The following is a 19,394-nucleotide window of genomic DNA, read 5'->3' on the forward strand; positions in this document are numbered from 1 at the left end:
GCCTTGTTCTCATCGCACAGCTTGCGGGCTGCCTTCACATAGTCCGCGCCAAGCGGCATCACACCGGCCTCACCTTGGATGAGCTCCATGATGACGGCGGCGACCGGACCCTTGCCGTATTTGCCCTGGCCGGTTTCGGCAAAGGCGTCGTGCAGAGCCTGGATGTCTCCGGCTTCAACGAACTCGAAATTCGGCACCAGTGGTTCGAAGCGCTCACGGATGGCCGGCTTCCATGTTGCGGACAACGCTCCCATGGTACGCCCGTGGAAACCATGGGTCATGGAGATGATACGCGCCGGTTTGCCGCCGATTTCGGGCAACGCTCCTGGAAGAGTGGATCCGTAGAGTTTGGCGAGTTTCAACGCGGCCTCATTGCCCTCCGCTCCGGAATTGCCGAAGTAGACGTGGGATCCTTCCGGAGCTCCGGCCAGCTTGATAAGTCTGGCGGCGAGTTTAATCTGCGGCTCGGTCGCGAAGTAATTGCTCACATGGGCCGCTTTGGCAGCCTGCTCGCTGACGGCCTTCACCCACTTCGGATGGGCGTAGCCGAGCGCGTTGACGGCGATGCCGGCAAGAAAGTCGAGGTACTCGTTGCCGTCAACGTCCCAGATATGGGCGCCCTTACCGTGGTCCATCACACGCAGGGGCGTGCCGAACACGTTCATGTGCACCTGGGAGTACTCCCCCAGCCACTTGGAATCTTCGGAACCAAGCGTTTCCAGTTGTTCAGTTGCCATAGGAACTCCTCATTTCGATACCGTCCTCGGGCACGACCATGGTGCCGATGCCGTCGGTGGTGAAGATCTCGTTCAGGATGGAATGCGGCTTACGCCCGTCGATGATGTGGGCGCGTGGCACGCCGCCGTCGATGGCACGCACGCAGGCTTCCATCTTCGGCCGCATGCCGCTTTCCAAATCAGGAAGCATGTCACGCAGGTTCTCCACGCCGATGCGTCCGATCAAAGAATCACGATCAGGCCAATCGGCGTACAGTCCATCGACATCAGTCAATACGACCAGCTTGCTGGCGCCAAGCGCGGCGGCAAGGGCCGCAGCCGCGGAATCCGCGTTCACATTGAGCACTTCGGTGGCGTCATCCTCGTTCGGCGCCACCGAGGAAACCACGGGGATTCGCCCGGCGTTGATCAAATCCTCAACGGCAGAGGCATCGACGCTCACCACATCGCCGACCAAACCGATGTCGGTGGGCTTGCCATCAATGATCGGCTTGCGCTGCATGGCTGAAAACAGGGCGCCATCCTCGCCGGACAGGCCGACAGCGAACGGCCCATGCGCATTGATCAGACCAACGAGTTCGCGAGACACCTTTCCTGTCAGCACCATGCGCACCACGTCCATGGCCTCCGGAGTAGTGACGCGCAGTCCACCTTTGAACTCGGATTTGATGCCCAAAGCTTTGAGCATGCGGGAAATCTGCGGCCCTCCGCCATGCACCACGACCGGATGCAAGCCCACCTGTCGCAAGAACACCATATCCTCGGCGAAGCAGGCCTTCAGGTGGTCGTCGATCATCGCATTGCCGCCGTATTTGATGACGATGCGCTGTCCGGCGAATTCCTCAAGCCATGGCAATGCCTCGATCAGCACTTCCGCCTTCTGGTCGGCGCGCAGATCGGTGTGCACGTCGAAATGGAATCCAGGTCCTTTGAGTTCTTTGACCATTCCTGTCTCAATCAGCTTTCATAGTCGGCGTTGATGTGTACGTATTCGTGGGTCAGATCATCAGTCCAGACGGTCGCTTCGGCGTCTCCGGCATTCAGATCGATATCGATATGCACCTCTCGTGGAGTCATATCCACTTCGGAACGGTCACGTCCGGCGCCTCCGTTCTCGCAGATGCGCACACCGTTGACATCTACCGTGACCTTCTCCGAATCGTATGGGGCGATTTCCGGAGGGACCGTGCCGAGGGAGCTGACGATGCGCCCCCAGTTCGGATCGTTGCCGGAAATGGCGCACTTGAGAAGATTTGACGCTGCGACCGCACGACCGCAGGCCAAGGCGGCTTCCTCAGTGGTGGCGCCGGACACCTTGACACGGATGTCATGGCTCGCGCCTTCGCCGTCGCCGATGATTTGACGTGCCAACGAGGCTGTGGCCTTGGCCACGAGCTCATTGAACTCATCCGGATCCGGTTCGACGCCGGAGGCGCCTGATGCCAGCAGCAGGACGGTGTCGTTGGTGGACATGCAGCCATCCACGTCGATGCGGTTGAACGACAGCTCCACCCCGGCGTTCAACGCGGCCTGGAGCTGCCCGGCGCTCACGACCGCGTCGGTGGTGATGACGCACAGCATGGTGGCCAACTGCGGGGCGATCATGCCCGAACCCTTGACCATACCGCCGATGCGGAAACCATTGGAACCTTCCAGTTCGACGGTCTTCGGCTTGGTATCGGTGGTCATGATGGCGTGTGACGCATCGGATCCGGCCTGCGCGGTGTCGGCAAGAGCCTCGAACGCCTTGTCCGCCCCCGACAGCACATTGTCGAGCGGCAGCAGCTCGCCAATCAGCCCGGTGGAGCATACCGCCACGTCTTCGGCCTTGGTGCCGACGAGTCCGGCGACCTTTTCGGCCGTGGCCTTGGACTGTTCGTATCCTGGCTTGCCGGTGCATGCGTTGGCACCGCCGGAATTCAAAATCACAGCCTTCACATGGCCATCGGCCACAACGGAACGAGACCACTGCACCGGAGCCGCACAGAAGCGGTTCGACGTGAACACACCAGCGGCGGCGTCAAACGGGCCATTGTTGACCACAAGGGCCAGGTCCTTTTTGCCTTCGACCGCGGAAATGCCGGCCGAAACTCCAGCCGCGGAAAAACCTTGTGCGAACGTTACGCTCACGGTGCCACTCCAATCTTCGTCAATCCTGCATCCTCAGGAAGTCTCAATGCCACATTCAACGACTGCACGGCCTGTCCGGCGGTACCTCGGTTGAGGTTGTCGATGGCGGCGAACGCCAGAAGACGTCCGGCGTTGTGGTCGACGACCACTTGGATATGCGCCGCGTTCGAGCCGATGATGTTGGCGGTTGCCGGCATCACACCTTCCGGCAGCACCACCATGAATTCCTGTCCCCTATAGGCGTCGAGCCAGACCTGACGGATTTCCTCGTCCGTCATGCCCAACGCTTTATCGGTGAGTCTGGCGGAAACGGAGGCGAGGATGCCGCGAGCCATCGGAGCCAGAATCGGAGTAAAGGTAAGGGTGTAGTCATCCGCGTGAGCGGCGCTTTTCCCGGCCGCATGCGCGAAATTCTGCAGGATTTCCGGAATATGGCGGTGCGTGCCGCCCACCGAATAGGGCAGTGCGGAACCAAACGCCTCTGCCGCGAGCAGATTCGTACGTTTCAGATTCTTGCCGGCTCCGGAATAGCCGACCACCAGATCGGCGACGATGTCTTTCGGCTCGACGAGGCCTTGCGCGATGCCGGGCTGCAGCGCCAATGTGGTGGCGGTGACATTGCATCCCGGTCCCGCGATGCGCTTGACGCCGGAAAGAGCTTCGCGCTGGCGGATGTAGGATTCGTCATCCGCGATGCCGGTGATGAGTTCCGGCATGCCATAGGTCCAATGCTCGTAAAAATCTCCGCCGTAGAACGCGTCCCACGCGTTTTTTTCCTCAAGACGGTGGTCGGCCCCTAAGTCGACCACCACGGCATTCGGATCGAGATGCGATGCCAACGCTCCGGAAGCGCCATGCGGCAATGCGAGGATGATCACATCGTGACCGTTGAGCACTTCAGGAGTGGTGTCCTCCACTACGAGGTCCGCCAGCTGAGGGATATGCGGCATATGCTTGCCGAGTCTGTCCCCTACCGAAGAATGTCCGGCAACGCAGGTCACCTCGAAATTCGGATGCGCCGCGAGTATTCGCAGCGCCTCACCACCAGCATACCCAGTCGCGCCGGCCACGGCTACCGTGTATTTGGCCATGTCACGTCTCTTTTCCTTGACTCGTTGAAACACATTCAGCATACACTTTATGCACTACATTGCATAATTATGCATTTCAATCGTGTCGGATAGTGGTCAACGCCTCGGTAGGTGACCACGGAGACTGTCCAAATCGCAGGTTTTCAGGCGCTGATTGAGCTCGAACCGTCTCCTGATCCGGAACCGCCGTCGAACATGTACTGCATCATCTGACTGTAAAGATCCGACGTCGATATACCGTGGACCGTCATCCAAAGCACGGCGAGAGTGTACAGCACATTGATGATCAATGCGGCGACGCCGAGCGCGTAGCCTTTCATGTGGAGCTTCTTGGTGCGCCACATGGCGACCGCTCCCATCACCGCGGGGATGACCGGCACCGGCAGCAGAATCGCGAATATGAGGGAGATGATCGCATAACTGTCCCAATGTCCGTACATAGGATTCTGCTGCGGATCATCAAGATCGATGGGATACATGCCGGGCCGCTGGTAAGGGTTCTGCCCATACGGATTCGGCGCATACGGATACTGTCCGTTGCGTTGTCCCGCCTGCTGCCGGGGCGGTGCGGCATACGGATTTGCCGGTTGCCCGCCGTTTTGCGCGCGTTGGCCATCGGCTGGCAGTGGCACTCCCTGCTGCGCCTGGATTTCCGGCTTGTCCGGTTCCGGCGCTCCATATACATATGGATTGTAGTTCGAAGGGTACTGGTTGGACATCGCGCCATATTCAGGTTGCGAGTATTGCCCGAACTCCGGCAGGTCGGATGACTTCGCAGTCTGTGGTTCATTCGCAGACGGAGACGACGGAACCGGAGCGGTACCGGCCTCCCCTTGTTTTCCGTCGGGATTAATCGGCTGGTTCTGCTCCGGTTCGCTCATATCGTCCTCTTGTCTGTCATCCGGACCGTCGCCGGGACCACTGGTCCCGGCTTATTGGTTCAGGCACGCAACTGCGCACCCAGTTTTGCCGCCGCATCGACGATGCGCTTGCGGATTGCTTCGCTGTCCTCGGAGGTCAGCGTCTTGTCTCCCGCACGGAATGTGACCGCGTATGCGAGGGATTTCAGACCTTCTCCCAGCTGGTCGCCGGTATACACGTCGAACAGGTCGATGCTTTCCAGGCTGTCGCCGGCTGCGTCGACGATGGTCTTCTCGAGCTCGGCGGCGGTGACGTCCGTGGACACGGTGAAGGCCAGATCCTGCTTGACCGGCGGGAAGGTGGAAATCGGCTTGGCCTGAACCGGCTTACCGCTCAATGTGGCGAACAGCGCGGTCAAATCCAGCTCAAATGCTGAGGAATGAGCCGGGAATCCCAGCGCCTCGTTGACATGGGGATGCAGCTCGCCAACCATGCCGACGAATGTATTCCCCACCATCACACGGGCCGCACGACCCGGATGCCATTGCGCCGGCACGTCCTCGCCCTTCGGCTGGTCCAGCGCGACGCCGGCGCCGATACGATCGGAAATACGTCTCACGGCCTCAACGGCATCGGACCAGTCCACGGCACGACGTTCGCCCAGCCAACCGGAATCGACGGCATTGCCGGTGAAGATGCCGGCGACATGCAATGGCTGATCGGGAAGTCCCGCATCAAGCGCCGCAAGCTGCTCGTCGGTTGGTTTGACGGCACCCGGCAATGCGGGAATCGCCGGAGCGTTCGGATCCCACAGGTAGACATGTCCGATTTCGTACAGCGACACGTTCTCAGCGCCGCGGCGCAGGTTGCGTTGCACGGTCTGGGCGAGTGTCGGGATGATATCGCGGCGCAGGAACGGACGATCACCGGCCAGAGGATTCGCGATTCCGACGCTGACCTTCTTGGTCGCATCGGCATCAAGCGCGAAATTCTTGTAATCCTCGTCTCCCACGAACGGATAGCTCAGGGTTTCCACCATGCCGTATTCGGCGAGTTCGTCGGCGACCTGACGCTTGCGCAATTGCTCGGGAGTCAATCCCACCTTGCCCTCGACCGGCGCCGGCGGCACGGTGACGGGAATCTCGTCGTAGCCGACCAGACGGGCCACTTCCTCGACCAGGTCGCATGGTTCATTGAGATCAGGACGCCAGCTCGGCGGGGTCACGGAGAACTCGCCGTTGCCGCCACCGGCCACGGTGCATCCAATGTCGGTGAGAATGTCGCTGATGGTGTTCACATCGGTATCGAGTCCCGCCACGCGGGCCACTTCGGACGCCTTGAACAGAATCGGACGACGGTTGCCGACGGTGTTGTAGTCGGTCGGATGCTCGCTCGGCTCACCGTTGCCGTACTTGACCATGAGCTCGGCCGCCATCTGAGCCGCTGCCGGCTGGAGCTGGTTGTCCACACCGCGTTCGAAACGGCGGGACGCCTCGGACGGAATCTTGTGGCGGCGCGCGGAACGTGCGATCGATACCTGATCGAAATGCGCGGATTCCAGCAGGATGTTCTTGGTCTCGGCGGTGACTTCTCCATACAGACCACCCATGACGCCGGCAATGCCAAGGATGCGCGAGCCGCGTTCCCCGTTCGGCGAATCGGTGATCAGCAGGTCCTCGACGCTTAGGTCATGGTCCTTGCCGTCAAGCGTGGTGAGCTTCTCCCCCTCGTTGGCGCGACGCACGACGATTGGCCCTTCGATCTTGTCGAGATCATAGGCGTGCATCGGCTGACCCAGGTCAAGCATCACGTAATTGGTGACGTCCACGGCCAGCGAGATGGAACGCATACCAGCGCGGGTCAGTCTGCGGCGCATCCAATTCGGCGTACGGCTGGCCGGATCGAAGCCTCGCACGGCACGTGCATAGTAACGGTCACAGCCTGCGACGCCATGAATCGGATTGTTGTCGTCGACAATCACTTCGATGTCGGTCTTGGTGCCCTCCGGCAGTCCTTGGGTGACGGGCGCCTTCTTGTCGAGACCAATCGCGGGATCGGTGTAGACGGCACCGGTGGAATGGTGGTATTCACGCGCCACGCCACGATAGGAGAACGCGTAGCCGCGATCCGGGGTGATGTTGATCTCCAGCAACGGCTGGTCCAAGTGCAGCAGATGCATGGCGTCATCACCCGGCTGGAGCTTCTCATATTCCTCCGGCGTGAAACCGTAGTTGCGCAGCAGGATGATGCCGTCATGATTGTCTCCCAGGCCGAGCTCACGCTCGGAGGCGCACATGCCGTTGGAGATATGACCATAGGTCTTGCGGGGCTCGATCTTGAAATCGCCCGGAAGCACGGCGCCCGGAAGCGTCACGACGACCTTCTCGCCGGCGGCCATGTTCGGCGCGCCGCAGATGATGCCGCGCGGCACCTTGTTGCCGTTCTCATCGACCTCGTTGTACTGGTCTCCGACATCCACGTGGCACCAGTTGATAATCTTGCCGTTCTTCTGCGGCTCCGGAGTCGCATCGACCACATAGCCGACGACGATCGGACCGGTGACCTGAGAGGCGTGAATCTCCTCCTCTTCAAGGCCGACCTTCACCAAATCCTTGGCAAGCTGTTCGTATGTAAGGCCTTCCGGAACCTCGACATGGTCCTTGAGCCAATCAATGTCAACCATTGGCATGGGCAATCACTCCCCCATCACAAACTGTTCGCTGAATCGCACGTCGCCCTCCACCAGGTCGTGCATGTCGTTGATGTCGTGGCGCAGCAGCAGCGTACGTTCCACGCCGACGCCGAAGGCGAAGCCCGTGTAGACCTCCGGGTCAAGCCCAGCGGACTTCAGCACATTCGGATTGACCATGCCGCAGCCGCCCCATTCGAGCCAGCCGGCACCGCCCTTCTTGTCGGGGAACCACAGGTCAAGCTCGGCGCTCGGCTCGGTGAACGGGAAGTAGCTTGGACGCAGACGGGTCTTGGCTTCCGGACCGAACATGGCCACGGCGAGCTTGTCAAGCACGCCCTTCAGGTCGGCCATGGTCAGATGCTTGTCGACGGCGAGGGCCTCCACCTGGTGGAACACCGGAGTGTGGGTGGCGTCAAGCTCGTCGGTACGGAACACGCGGCCGGGGCATGCGATGTACAGCGGCACGCCACGGGTGATGAGGCCACGCACCTGATCGGACGAGGTCTGGGTGCGCAGCACCATGTTGGAGCCGACAAAGCCGGCGGCGTCCTTGGCCTGGTTTCCCTTGACGTAGAAAGTGTCCTGCATTTGGCGGGCCGGATGGTCGGGGCCGAAGTTCAGCGCGTCGAAGTCGTACCATTCGGTTTCAACCTCAGGACCATCGGAGATCTGCCAGCCCATGGAGATGAAGAAGTCCTCCACGTCCTCCATCAGCTTCGGCAGCGGATGGCGTGCTCCCAGCGGCTTGCGGTTGACCGGCAGGGTCATGTCGACGGTTTCGGCGGCGAGCTCCCTAGCCTCCTCCTCGGCCTTGACCTTCTTCTCCTTGGTGCCGAACGCACGACCGAAATCGGCGCGCAGCTTGCCCATGAGCTTGCCGGCGTCCTTCTTCTGATCTTTGGGCAACGCGCCGATGGCCTTGCTGGCCTGCGTCATCGCGGATTCCGCGCCGGCGTACTGCGTCTTGATGGCTTTCAATTCCTCCATAGTGGAGGCGTTTTCGATTTTCGCGATGCCCTCGGCAACCGCATCGGTTACCGCTTGAGCGTCGAATACCGCACCCTCTGCCACGAGATACCTTTCTTATTTACCCGTTTGCTTTGCGCACAAAACGCGCAATTCCAACGTTTTTACGACTTCACATTCTTTCAATACGACTCGACATAGCCAAGCTCAGCAGCATCACCGCCGCGCTGGTGCCGAGATTGAGCGATTCCGCCTTGCCGTAAATCGGAATCGACACGATCCTGTCCGCACGTTCCAACACATCCTTGTCCAATCCGCGAGCCTCATTGCCGAAAAGCACCGTTTTGGCCTGTGAAAGCGATTGCGGCACGGCGAGCACATCCGTAAGCGGTTCCGGCGGACGCGCGTCGGTGCCATATACGTCGGCCGCATAGACGGCAAGTCCATGCTCGGCGCACCAATCGAAATATTCGTCCGTGCCCATGGTGACGACCGGCAGATGGAACAGCGAACCGGCCGTAGAACGAATCACCTTCGGATTGAAGATGTCCACGCAATCGTCGACCAGCACCACGCCTGCGCAACCGGCCGCATCGGCGGACCGGATGACGGTGCCGGCATTGCCCGGGTCTCGCACCTGCCAAAACGCCGCGACCATCGTATGCTCGTCCGAGTTTCCATCGATGACGGCGGAATCAAGGAAAGCACGCATGTCGGCGACGGCGAGCACGCCTTGCGCATCGGAACTCATACGTCGCATGACATCGTGCGTCACCTTATGTACATAGGCGCCGGCCTGCATGGCCTTCCCTGCCATCTGCGCCGCGATCGGGGTGATGAAGGTCGCATCCGGCTCTGCGGAGACGACCTCCACATACAGGTCCTCGACTAGGTCGGGATGCCAGGCAAGCAATTCGCGCACCGACTGCGGTCCTTCCACCATGAACCGTCCGGAACGTTTGCGTCCTTTGCGGTCGGCGAGTTCAGCGACCCTGCGGATACGTTCCGCCTTCGGGTTTGCAATGACTTCGGATTTAATTGGCATGCGCATTAGCCTAACACCTTCGAAGCGGTTTGAGGCGCAGACATGTCATGTTTTGAGGCATTCAGCAAACACCCAGTCACGTTCCAGCGTCGGCAAAGCATCTTTCTGCCGTACGCCAAGATACGGTTTTTACCATCGGCTTAAACGCCGATCGCGAGCGGCGCGAACCATCAACCAATAAGACATAAGGAAAACCACCATGTTCGTCCTCAGGAACGCGTGGAAAAGCGTCACCCGCAACAAGGGCCGCAACATTCTCATCATCGTCATCGTTACCATCATCGCGGCCGCCGTCACAATCGGTCTCTCCATCCGTCAAGCCGCAACCACCGCCAGAACGAACGGTCTGGCAGACACCACCGTCACCGCTCAGATCAGCCTCGACAGAAGCAAGCTCATCAACGAATCGAGACAGCAGACCACAACGGATTCCGACTCGTCCGATTCATCCGAAACCGACGGCAAGCCCGACTTCGATGCGATGCGGTCCGCCTTGGCCGACAAACAGCTTTCACTCGCCGACTACCAGAAATACGCGAAGGCGTCCTCAGCCGTTAAATCCACGTATTACACGGAGACCACAGGGCTTTCCGCCACCGACGATTTCCAGCCGGTCAGCGATTCGGACAATTCGTCCGAATCAAGCGGCTCCGACAATGCCAAGAAGTCCGGCGACGGCTCCGACGACACGGATGCTTCCGGCAAGCAGAATGGCCAATCCACTCCACCCGACGGCAAGATGAGCGACAGTGGCGGCATGTCCGGTCAAGACGGAGAAACCATAGTATCCGGCGATTTCTCATTGGTCGGCTTCTCGTCCGATGAGGCCGTGTCCAACGCGTCCAACGGCAGCTTCACCATGGTGGATGGCAAAGTGTTCGGATACGGCGCAAGCAGCGACGGCGATGTCATCATCTCCAAATCACTCGCCGATTTCAACAACCTCTCCGTCGGCGACACCATCACCGTCTCCGATACCAACGATTCGGACACCACCTACAAGCTCACCATCGTCGGCATCTACAAAAACTCCACCGACTCGTCCCAGCAGATGGGAGGGCCGATGCGCTCCACAGCCTCCGACCCGGCCAACGCCATCTACACGTCCGTGTCCACGCTGAAATCACTGGGACTTGATGCCGACGCCGATTCCGATTCCGCCGCCCAGCTCAGCTACACCTACGTATGCTCCAGCAAATCCGATTACGAGACATTCGCCAAAGACGCCAAAAAGGCGGGCCTGAGCAGTGACTACACCGTTTCCTCCGCGGATGTGGAAAACTACGAATCCAGCCTGGTGCCATTGAACAACCTCTCGAAGTTCGCCCTGACGCTGCTGATCGTGGTGCTGGCCGTCGGCGCGGTCGTGCTGGTGGTCATAACCCTGCTTAACGTACGCGAGCGCAAATACGAAATCGGCGTGCTCACCGCCATCGGCGTGAACAAGGTGAAGGTGGCGGCGCAGTTCACATTGGAACTGCTCATCGTCACCATGATCGGTCTTGCCATAGGAGCGGGAGCGGGCGCGGCCGTGTCCGTGCCGGTGTCCAACCAGCTGCTTGCCAGCCAGATCGAGCAACAGCAGTCGCAGCAGATCGGCCAGCGCGAACAATTCGGTAGGGATATGACGAAGTCCGGCGATTCCACCGATTCCAAGGACGGTTCCGATTCCAGTGCCGGTTCCGCAACGGCTGACGAAAGCAATGGCGATGGCGGAAAGTCCCAGCGGCGGACGCAGGGCGGACCGGGCATGATGGGCCGCGCCGTGGACTATGTCTCCTCCGTCAACGCGACCGTCAATCTCAAGGTGGTCGGGCAACTGCTGCTCGTCGGACTGGGCCTGACGCTGGTCGCGGCGCTGGTCGCGGTGGTGTTCGTGCTGCGTTACGAGCCGCTGCAGATCCTCGCCGACCGTTCCTGATCGCACGACCACACATCACTTTTGAAAGGATTTCCCATGATCACGAAAAACATGAATGCCGCAATCGACGGCGGAACGGGAAAGGGCACGGAACGGCAAGCACGCCAAACGGATGCGCCGACGCTTCGTCTCGACGATGTCAGCTATGCTTACACCAAAGGCGGCAAACGCGTGCTGAGGAACATCAGTCATGATTTTCATGCCGGCAAAGTGCATGCCATCACCGGACCATCGGGAGCGGGCAAGACCACGCTGCTCTCACTTATCTCGGGACTCGCCGTTCCCACGGAGGGCAAGGTACTAATAGACGGGGAGGATCTGGCCAAGCGGGACCGTTATCGTTTTCGCAGCCACGACATCGGCGTGATATTCCAAAGTTTCAACCTGCTGCCCAACCTCACCGTTGCGGAGAACATCATCCTGTCGATGGACGCATCCGGCAAATCCTTCGACAGGCTTAAGAAAGACATCGTCTACGGGCTGCTCGAACAAGTGCATCTGCCCAAGGAATACGCCAACGAACGCATCCTGCACCTGTCCGGTGGCGAGCAGCAGCGCGTTGCGATAGCCCGGGCGCTCAGCTACGATCCGGCCATCATCGTGGCGGACGAGCCAACCGGCAATCTCGACCTCGCCACCCAGGACGACATCATGGGCATCTTCCAGGCGCTTGCGCATGATGGGAATCGCTGCGTCATCATTGTGACGCACAGTCCGGAAGTGGCCAAGGCGTCGGATGAGGTGTTCGAGCTGGCGCCGATCAGAAGGCGCGGACGGCAAGGAAACTAGGATACGCTCCAGGCAGACGGAAAAGCGACTGGACGGCAAGGCGACGGACGGCATTCCCATCATCGGCATCACGTGGAAAGCCTCCCGTCGTCTTGTCTTGTTGGACGGTGCCGCTATCATTGGATTTTCGAGTACAGGGGCGCCGAATGCGGCTGAGACGGGCAAGGCCCGAACCCTTCAACCTGATCAGGATAATGCCTGCGTAGGGATGGTACCGGTCACATGCATGGCCATGCTCCGTGCAAGCGCGCCTTCTGTGTCTCGATGAATCATCGCAGCATACGGAAAAGCGGCAAACGGAAATCGGAGGATGCCCATGGCCAGTACAATGTCATCGCCGACGGCGGAGCAATCACAATCCACGAAGCGGTCACAGGACGGGACCGCATCCGTGACAGCCGGAGATGGAGGCGCTTCCGGCAAGCTCACACCTAAAAACGCCTTGCTTGGCCTGCAGCACGTGCTTGTGTCCAACGTATGGCTCGACCCGGTGTTCGTGGCCGGAGCCATCGGTCTTCCTCTGGCGTTGTCGTCGAATATGGTGAACGCCATTTTCATCGTGTCCGGTTTGGTCACGCTCATCCAGACCACCAAACTGGTGCGCCTTCCCATCGTGCAGGGTCCTTCGGCAGCGTTCGACGCGCTGATGATCGCGGCGGGCACAGCCGGCTCTCTTGCCGCGGCGGGCACGTCGATCTTCATCAGCTCGCTGATTTTCCTCGTGCTATGCCTGACACGCGTGATAGAGAAGCTACGGTTTCTGTTCGCTCCGATCGTATCGGGCGTGGTCATCTTCCTCGTCGGTGTGTCGCTGTCGAGCTTCACGTTAAGCGAATTCCTCGGCGGGGCGCCTGGCGACAAGGGTTTCGCCGACCCGAAGACCTTGGCTGTTTCCATAGTCACCTGTGTTCTGGTGGTGGCGCTCTCCCAATTTGGCAAGGGCATGGCGAAAGCGTTGTCGTATCTGATCGCGCTGGTTGTGGGAACGGCGATGTCGCTGGCGTTCGGCATGGCGGATTTCTCCGAAGTTTCGTCCAAGCCGTGGCTTGGTCTACCGAAATTCATGCCATATGGCGGCTTCGATTTCAATGCGGCGATTTTTGTGCCTTTCCTCATCGCATACCTGGTGGCCATCATGGAGGCGCTCGGCGTATATCAGGCCGCCACGGAGATTCAGGGAACAGAGCTTGAGAATCGCCAGGTGCGCTATGGGCTTGCCGGCGAGGCCGCGGGCTCGGCGATCTCCTCGCTGATCGGCGGCTTCACCACCACCGCATATCCGCAGAACGTCGCGTTGCTCAAAGTCACCGATGAAGGCAAGACACGCACCCGTGTGCCGGTGATCATCGCAGGCGTGGTATTCGTGGTCCTTGGATTCATTCCGAAGGCCGGCGCGGTGCTTTCCCTTATCCCATCCCCGGTGATCGGCGGCATCTTCCTGCCGGCCGCGGCCAGTCTCATCAGCACCGGCTTCAACACGCTGCGCAAAGTGGAAGGCAACGACCGCAACCAAGTGGTGATCGGTCTTTCCCTGCTGCTCGGCATCGCCTTGCCGAACGCGCTCAGCGGCCTCGAAGGCGGAGCACATGTGTTCTTCTCGAACTCGATTCTGGTAGGAGCGTTCAGCGTGGTGATTCTCAAGGCGCTCGTCATCGATCTGCCGGATATGATTGCGCGGCGCGCAGGGAAAACGGAACGTACGAAGCAAGCGGAATAATCGACACCGTCACGGCATCGGACATCGCATATACGGACATACGGAAAGGAACATGGCATGAACACGCGTCAATCGCAGGAATCGGCGACACTTGACGAGCAGAAGGCGGACATCAAGCGGGAGGTGCTCGACTTCATATCACGATACGGTTGCGCCAAAGCGCCGGATGATGCGTTCGACAGGCTGGCCAGACGCATCTTCTCTTTCCAGTTCGAGCATAATCTCCCCTATCGCGCCTACTGCATGTCCAAACGCGTCACTCCGCAGACGCTCACCAATTGGATGCAGATTCCACCGATGCCGGTCGATGGCTTCAAGATGCTGACGCTCACCTCCGTGCCGGAAAATGATTGCGAGGCGGTGTTCACCACCAGCGGCACCACGCATCCCGGACAACGTGGCCGCAATTTCCATCCCGATCTTGAGGTATGGGACGAATCGATGATCGTGCCGTTCAGGCATTTCATCATGCCCGACCGCGAGCGCATCCGCATCGCGGTGCTCTCCCCCGCATGGGATATGAACGAGCATTCGTCGCTGTCACGGTATTTGACCCGTGCCATTCAGGAATGTGGCGCCGACGGCAGTGGCTTCTTCTTCCATGAGGATGGTCTTGATTTCACCGGCGTCGAGCATTTCCTCGACAAGGCTTCGGCCGGTAATGAGCCGGTGATGCTGATGGGCGCGTCTTCGGCCTACTTGTATCTGCTGGATTATCTGGACAAGCAGGGCAAGACCTATCGTCTTGCAGCCGATTCGCGCATATTCGACACGGGCGGTTTCAAAAGCACCCGTACCGATATGACCGTCGACGACCTGTATGCGGCGTTCGGACGCGTGTTCGGGGTGCGGCGCACGCATTGTGTGAACATGTACGGCATGACGGAGCTGAGTTCCCAGATCTATGACCAGAATATTCTATCCTATTACACGGACGGTTCGTCGAATTATTTGAAGGAGACGCCGTCTTGGGTGCGCTCGGTATTCCTTGATCCGGCCACGCTCACGCCGGTCGCCGACGGGGAACAGGGCGTGATCGCGCATTACGATCTGGCGAATTGGAATTCCTGTCTGGCGATTCTGACGGAGGATCTGGGCGTGCGTACGGAACACGGCTACGAACTGAATGGCCGTGCGAAGGGTGCCGAGGCGCGCGGCTGCTCGATCACCGTCGACGAGGTGATGGCGGCCAACGCATGAGCGTCGTCGATGTTTTCCACGCGCCTCGCGATTTCACGTTCTCCGATTTCGACACGCGCGACGTTTCGTTGCCTGACGGCGATACGGTGACGTTGCGTTTTCCCCGGCTTGACGCTTCCGCGGTGCACGCGTTGGCTGATTCGGTCCGTCGGCATCGCGAGAGAACGCTGGCACGATATTCCACGGATGGAATCGTGGACATCATCGCACAGGCGGTTGAATTGTGGACCAATCCATCGTACTCGGAACGTAGGCTTGCGGAACGTCTCATTCCCGCGATCACCGGCTATGACGCCTCCATGGTGCGTATCGAATTGAAACGGTACATGCGCATGTTTCGCAGACGCGAGCTGCTGCGTTTCGTGGATGACGAATTGGATTGCCCGCAGATGCTCGACGAGTACCGTCCGAACCGATCGGGCGGATACACGCGCTTGTATGGTCCAGAACTGTCGTTCCATGTATTCTCCAGCAATGTGCCGGGCATTCCGGTGTGGAGCATGACGATGTCCTTGCTGACGAAAAGCTCGATTCTCGGCAAATCGTCGTTCGACGAGCCGCTGATGCCGGTGCTGTTCGCCCGTTCACTGGCAAGTGTCGATCCCGATATGGCGGATGCGATGGCGATCGTGCCATGGCGTGGAGGCACGGTGGATTTGGAGGATGCGGCGATTGACGAGGCGGACGCGGTGATCGCATACGGTTCCTCGCATGCCACCGAGGCGATTCGTCCCCGCGTGCGTTCCGGCAAGCCGTTCCTGAGTTACGGCGCGAAAATCGGCTTCTCCTTGATCGGTCATGAGGCTCTCCGCGCGGACCTGTATGCCGATACCGTTCACCGCATGGCCATCGATGTCGCCACATACGACCAGCAAAGCTGTCTGGCGCCGCAAACCATGTTCGTGGAACGCGACGGCGCCGTGCCTCCCGCCCATGTCGCGGAGCTGCTCGCCTGCGAACTGGAATCCCAACAGTGCAAATATCCCCGTTCCACACCTTCCGAGGAAGAATCCCTGGCCATCCAGCGGCTTCGTTCCACAGCGCAGATGAAAGCCCTGATGCTGGGCGCCGGTCCACTGGCCGGCGTCTGCGAATCCGATGACGATTCCACGGCAACGGACGACCCGTTCGTCGTCCAATCACGTTCGGGCACCGATTGGACGGTACTGTATTATCCGTCGGTCGGCATGGCCGACTCCCTCTCCACGCCGTTGAACCGCACCATCAACGTCGTGGCGGTGGACCATGTGGAGGACGCGCTGCCGGTTTTGCGTCCCTACGCGCAGTGGCTGCAGACTTGTGGTGTGGCATTGGGGCCGGATAGGCTGTTTGCGGTGGCGCAGCGCGTCGGCGCCATGGGCATTGACCGCATATGTCCCCTTGGCGAGATGAATCGCGCGAAATCCGGATGGCATCATGATGGCGGCTTCAATCTGCTTGATTTGGTGCATGCGGTCGACATCGAACGCAACACCGACGTGTATTGCGACGGCTTCGACATGGATGTCGAATGATTCCATCCACGTCATCCCGTAAAAACTTTTTCTCCGAATCGAAAGGAACTTTCATGCAGTCTGATCTTCTGCCATTGAACGGACGTGTGGCTGTGGTGACGGGCGCGAGCCGCGGCATCGGCGCTGCCATCGCGCGGCGTCTGGTCCGGGCCGGGGCATGTGTGGTCATCGACTATGTCAGCGATGACGAGCGAGCCCAACAGTGCGCGCGGCATATCATGGACGACTGCGATGCGGCCGGACGCGTGATCACCTGCAAAGCCGACATCACCGACGCCGGACAGGTACGGAACATGGTCTCCACCGCAATCACCACGTTCGGCGGATTGGACATTCTCGTCAACAACGCGTTCGCGCATTACTCGTTCGATCCACGCAACCGCAGGACCTTCGACGTGATCGGATGGAACGATTACGCGGCACAGCTGGAGGGCTGTCTCAAAGGCGCGTACAACACATGCGAGGCGGTGCTACCGCAGATGAGACGTCAAGCGGGCGGACGCATCATCAACATCTCCAGCAACCTCGTGGACTCCCCCATCGTCCCATACCACGACTATACCGCGGCAAAAGGCGCGCTTGTCGGATTCACCCGCTCTCTGGCGCAGGAGGCGGGCGCGTGGGGCGTGACCGTGAACGCCATCGCAGCAGGTCTCACCGTGGGCACCGATTCGAGCCGAGCCACCACCGAGGATGTACGGGAACGCATCATCAGATCCACTCCGATGGGCAGACTCGCCACCGCCGATGACATCGCCGGAGCCGTGGCCATGCTCGCCGGCGATGACGCGGCGTTCATCACCGGTCAGACCCTGCATGTCGATGGCGGCCTTGTGATGCGCTGACCGAACGGAGGGCCGCAGAAGCACGGGAGCATGCGGGTATAGTGGTGCGTTGGCCCGGACGCCGGCATCACACGGCACAGGACTTCACAGTCACGGCACGTCCACCGGTAAGGAGGAAACATGAACATCACCGTGTATCTCGGCGCGCATAAAGGCAACGATCCGTCCTATAAGGAAGCCGTTGAGGAATTGGGCGCATGGATCGCTGACAGCGGCAATCGTCTGGTGTACGGCGGATCCGATGAGGGATTGATGGCGGATATCGCCGATTCCGTACTATCCCACGGCGGCGAAGTGACCGGCATCGAGGCACAGATGTTCGCGGACCGAGGTGTCGCGCATACAGGATTGACCGAATTGGTCATCGTGCCGGACATCACCGAACGTCGTACGCGCATGATCGAGCTTGGCGATGTGTTCATCGCCTTCCCCGGCGGCACGGGCACTTTGGAGGAAATCAGCGAGGTCGTGTCGAAAATCTGCCTCAGCCAGCTGTCCCAACCGTGCATTTTCTATAATCTCAACGGTTTCTACGACGATATGAAGGCTTTCCTGCAGCGGATGGTCGATGAGGGTTTCTCCACCGCGGACCGGCAACGAGGCATCTATTTCGCGTCCAACCTAGCGGAAATCGAACGAATCATCGCCGGTTCCCGCCCATAGGCCACCCCTGCGGCACCTCCACATGCTTGTCCGTTCCGGGATTCGAATGGTTGGAATCATGCCACCGGCAACACCGCGTGCAGAACCGTCATGATCGCCAATCCGATGACCGCGGTGACGGTCAGTGAGAAGCCGGCAAGCTTGGCGTTGCCGGTCAACGAATCTGTGAATTTCGTGGAGAAGATCGTCACCGGAGCGAATGCGGCCAACACCACGATTTCGCGGACACGCTCGTCGAGCGGCAGCAGAAACCAAGCGGCCAATGCGATGATGATGCTGAACAGGAACCGCCATGCTATGACCTTGCCGAGTTCCGAACGGTCCTTATGGTTGTCGGGAATCTCCATCATGAGGCCGATCATGGCCATCGCGGCGAACGCGTTGGCGTTGGCGAATGGCGTGATGAGCGTGACTATCCATTGCGGCACGCTCCATCCGGCAAACATGAACACCAGCATGAGCACGTAGCAGTCGAATGAGATCGACGAATAGAAGTCATGGGCGATGTTCTTGATTTTCAGACTCAATGGCAGATTTTTGGTCGGGCTTCCCAGATGCAGCAACGAGCGGGTAATGGTCAGGGATGCGGCGGTGGCGATGATGGCGTTGCCGATATCAAGCATGATGACCGGCAGACCGGCGCTTGGTCCCATGAAGGTCTGCACCACCGGCAAGCAGAACGCGCCGATGTTCAGTCCGGACGCGTTAAGCATCTGGTAGGCGCGATACCGCGGCTCGTCACCTCGTGATCCGAAGTACACGACGAACAGCGGAATCATGCAGGCGAACAATCCGAAAACCACCAGCCACAGCAGATTCATCGGATGCTTGTTCGTGGCGAAGCTCATTACGATGGCACAAGGCAGAGTGAGGTTGAACACCAGGCCCTGCACCACTTTGTATGATTTGTCCGAAAAAATATGGATGCGCTTGAGCAGATAAACGCTGATGATGACGAGTAGCAATGATCCGGCTTGGAACAACATACGGCCGAGTATAGGAGCGTCATCCGCGCATTGCGGGACCACCCGACACAATGTGACCGTGCGGCGCGGATTTGCATGCCGTCCAGTCATGACATTCAGGGTAGCGCTCGAAAACATTCATTCAATATTCGGATACGTGGGAAACCTGAGAATCGCCGCAAACCACTGAAGAACTCCGACATCCATCTGAAAAACAACGTGTGTCCCATCTTCCCCGATCGGAAACCGTGGATGGTC

16 protein-coding genes and 1 riboswitch are annotated in these 19,394 nt (G+C 59.7%); of the genes, 7 read left to right on the forward strand and 9 right to left on the reverse strand.

The genetic code is table 11. The features are described from left to right. From ACR0P8_RS00005 to ACR0P8_RS00040, 8 genes are all read right to left on the reverse strand, one after another. The coding region (locus ACR0P8_RS00005) for an aminotransferase class III-fold pyridoxal phosphate-dependent enzyme (RefSeq protein WP_432622463.1) at positions 1-737 on the reverse strand (737 nt) is incomplete at its 3' end. After that, the gene (argB, locus tag ACR0P8_RS00010) at positions 727-1,683 is read right to left on the reverse strand and encodes an acetylglutamate kinase (RefSeq protein WP_432622465.1); all 957 of its coding nucleotides are present in this window, start codon (positions 1,681-1,683) and stop codon (positions 727-729) included. The genes ACR0P8_RS00005 and argB, both read right to left, overlap by 11 nt. An 11-nt stretch (positions 1,684-1,694) precedes the next feature. Further along, positions 1,695-2,867 carry a bifunctional glutamate N-acetyltransferase/amino-acid acetyltransferase ArgJ gene (gene argJ, locus ACR0P8_RS00015; protein WP_432622467.1) on the reverse strand — a complete coding sequence of 391 codons (1,173 nt, stop codon included), beginning with the start codon at positions 2,865-2,867 and terminating at the stop codon, positions 1,695-1,697. Further along, the gene (gene argC / locus ACR0P8_RS00020) at positions 2,864-3,958 is read right to left on the reverse strand and encodes an N-acetyl-gamma-glutamyl-phosphate reductase (RefSeq protein WP_432622469.1); all 1,095 of its coding nucleotides are present in this window, start codon (positions 3,956-3,958) and stop codon (positions 2,864-2,866) included. Before argC ends, argJ begins: the two co-directional genes overlap by 4 nt. Positions 3,959-4,101: 143 nt before the next feature. Next, a complete protein-coding gene (locus ACR0P8_RS00025; RefSeq protein ID WP_432622471.1) occupies positions 4,102-4,839 on the reverse strand; it encodes a hypothetical protein in 738 nt (245 codons plus the stop codon). A 59-nt stretch (positions 4,840-4,898) separates the two neighbouring features. Continuing rightward, positions 4,899-7,508: a phenylalanine--tRNA ligase subunit beta gene (gene pheT, locus ACR0P8_RS00030; RefSeq protein ID WP_432622473.1), complete on the reverse strand. Its 2,610-nt coding sequence runs from the start codon at positions 7,506-7,508 to the stop codon at positions 4,899-4,901. 6 nt (positions 7,509-7,514) lie between these two features. After that, on the reverse strand, positions 7,515-8,582 hold the full coding sequence (gene pheS / locus ACR0P8_RS00035) for a phenylalanine--tRNA ligase subunit alpha (RefSeq protein ID WP_026645965.1): 1,068 nt from the start codon (positions 8,580-8,582) through the stop codon (positions 7,515-7,517). Positions 8,583-8,649: 67 nt separating this feature from the next. Continuing rightward, the gene (locus ACR0P8_RS00040) at positions 8,650-9,522 is read right to left on the reverse strand and encodes a TrmH family RNA methyltransferase (RefSeq protein ID WP_432622591.1); all 873 of its coding nucleotides are present in this window, start codon (positions 9,520-9,522) and stop codon (positions 8,650-8,652) included. Positions 9,523-9,721: 199 nt separating this feature from the next. On the opposite strand from ACR0P8_RS00040, the gene ACR0P8_RS00045 reads away from it, so the two are divergent. From ACR0P8_RS00045 to ACR0P8_RS00075, 7 genes are all read left to right on the forward strand, one after another. Beyond that, a complete protein-coding gene (locus tag ACR0P8_RS00045) occupies positions 9,722-11,443 on the forward strand; it encodes an ABC transporter permease (protein WP_432622476.1) in 1,722 nt (573 codons plus the stop codon). A gap of 51 nt (positions 11,444-11,494) precedes the next feature. Further along, positions 11,495-12,232, forward strand: a complete 738-nt coding sequence (locus ACR0P8_RS00050) for an ABC transporter ATP-binding protein (protein WP_432622593.1) — start codon at positions 11,495-11,497, stop codon at positions 12,230-12,232. Between the two features lie 125 nt (positions 12,233-12,357). Further along, a riboswitch (TPP riboswitch) is annotated at positions 12,358-12,460 on the forward strand. Between the two features lie 88 nt (positions 12,461-12,548). Further along, the gene (locus ACR0P8_RS00055) at positions 12,549-13,949 is read left to right on the forward strand and encodes a solute carrier family 23 protein (protein ID WP_432622478.1); all 1,401 of its coding nucleotides are present in this window, start codon (positions 12,549-12,551) and stop codon (positions 13,947-13,949) included. A gap of 57 nt (positions 13,950-14,006) precedes the next feature. Continuing rightward, positions 14,007-15,149 carry a CoF synthetase gene (locus ACR0P8_RS00060; RefSeq protein WP_432622480.1) on the forward strand — a complete coding sequence of 381 codons (1,143 nt, stop codon included), beginning with the start codon at positions 14,007-14,009 and terminating at the stop codon, positions 15,147-15,149. Then, on the forward strand, positions 15,146-16,663 hold the full coding sequence (locus ACR0P8_RS00065) for an acyl-CoA reductase (RefSeq protein ID WP_432622482.1): 1,518 nt from the start codon (positions 15,146-15,148) through the stop codon (positions 16,661-16,663). Before ACR0P8_RS00060 ends, ACR0P8_RS00065 begins: the two co-directional genes overlap by 4 nt. Positions 16,664-16,716: 53 nt before the next feature. Then, positions 16,717-17,508: an SDR family oxidoreductase gene (locus ACR0P8_RS00070; RefSeq protein ID WP_432622484.1), complete on the forward strand. Its 792-nt coding sequence runs from the start codon at positions 16,717-16,719 to the stop codon at positions 17,506-17,508. A gap of 120 nt (positions 17,509-17,628) precedes the next feature. Beyond that, complete coding sequence (locus ACR0P8_RS00075; protein ID WP_432622486.1) at positions 17,629-18,171, forward strand: TIGR00730 family Rossman fold protein; 543 nt, start codon at positions 17,629-17,631, stop codon at positions 18,169-18,171. A 56-nt stretch (positions 18,172-18,227) separates the two neighbouring features. On the opposite strand, the gene ACR0P8_RS00080 is transcribed toward ACR0P8_RS00075, so the two are convergent. Beyond that, positions 18,228-19,157, reverse strand: coding sequence for an AEC family transporter (locus ACR0P8_RS00080; RefSeq protein WP_432622488.1), 930 nt, complete (start codon positions 19,155-19,157; stop codon positions 18,228-18,230). Between the last annotated feature and the right edge of the window lie 237 nt (positions 19,158-19,394).

The sequence above is a fragment of the Bifidobacterium sp. genome, assembly GCF_050874245.1.
Classification (GTDB): Bacteria; Actinomycetota; Actinomycetes; order Actinomycetales; family Bifidobacteriaceae; genus Bifidobacterium.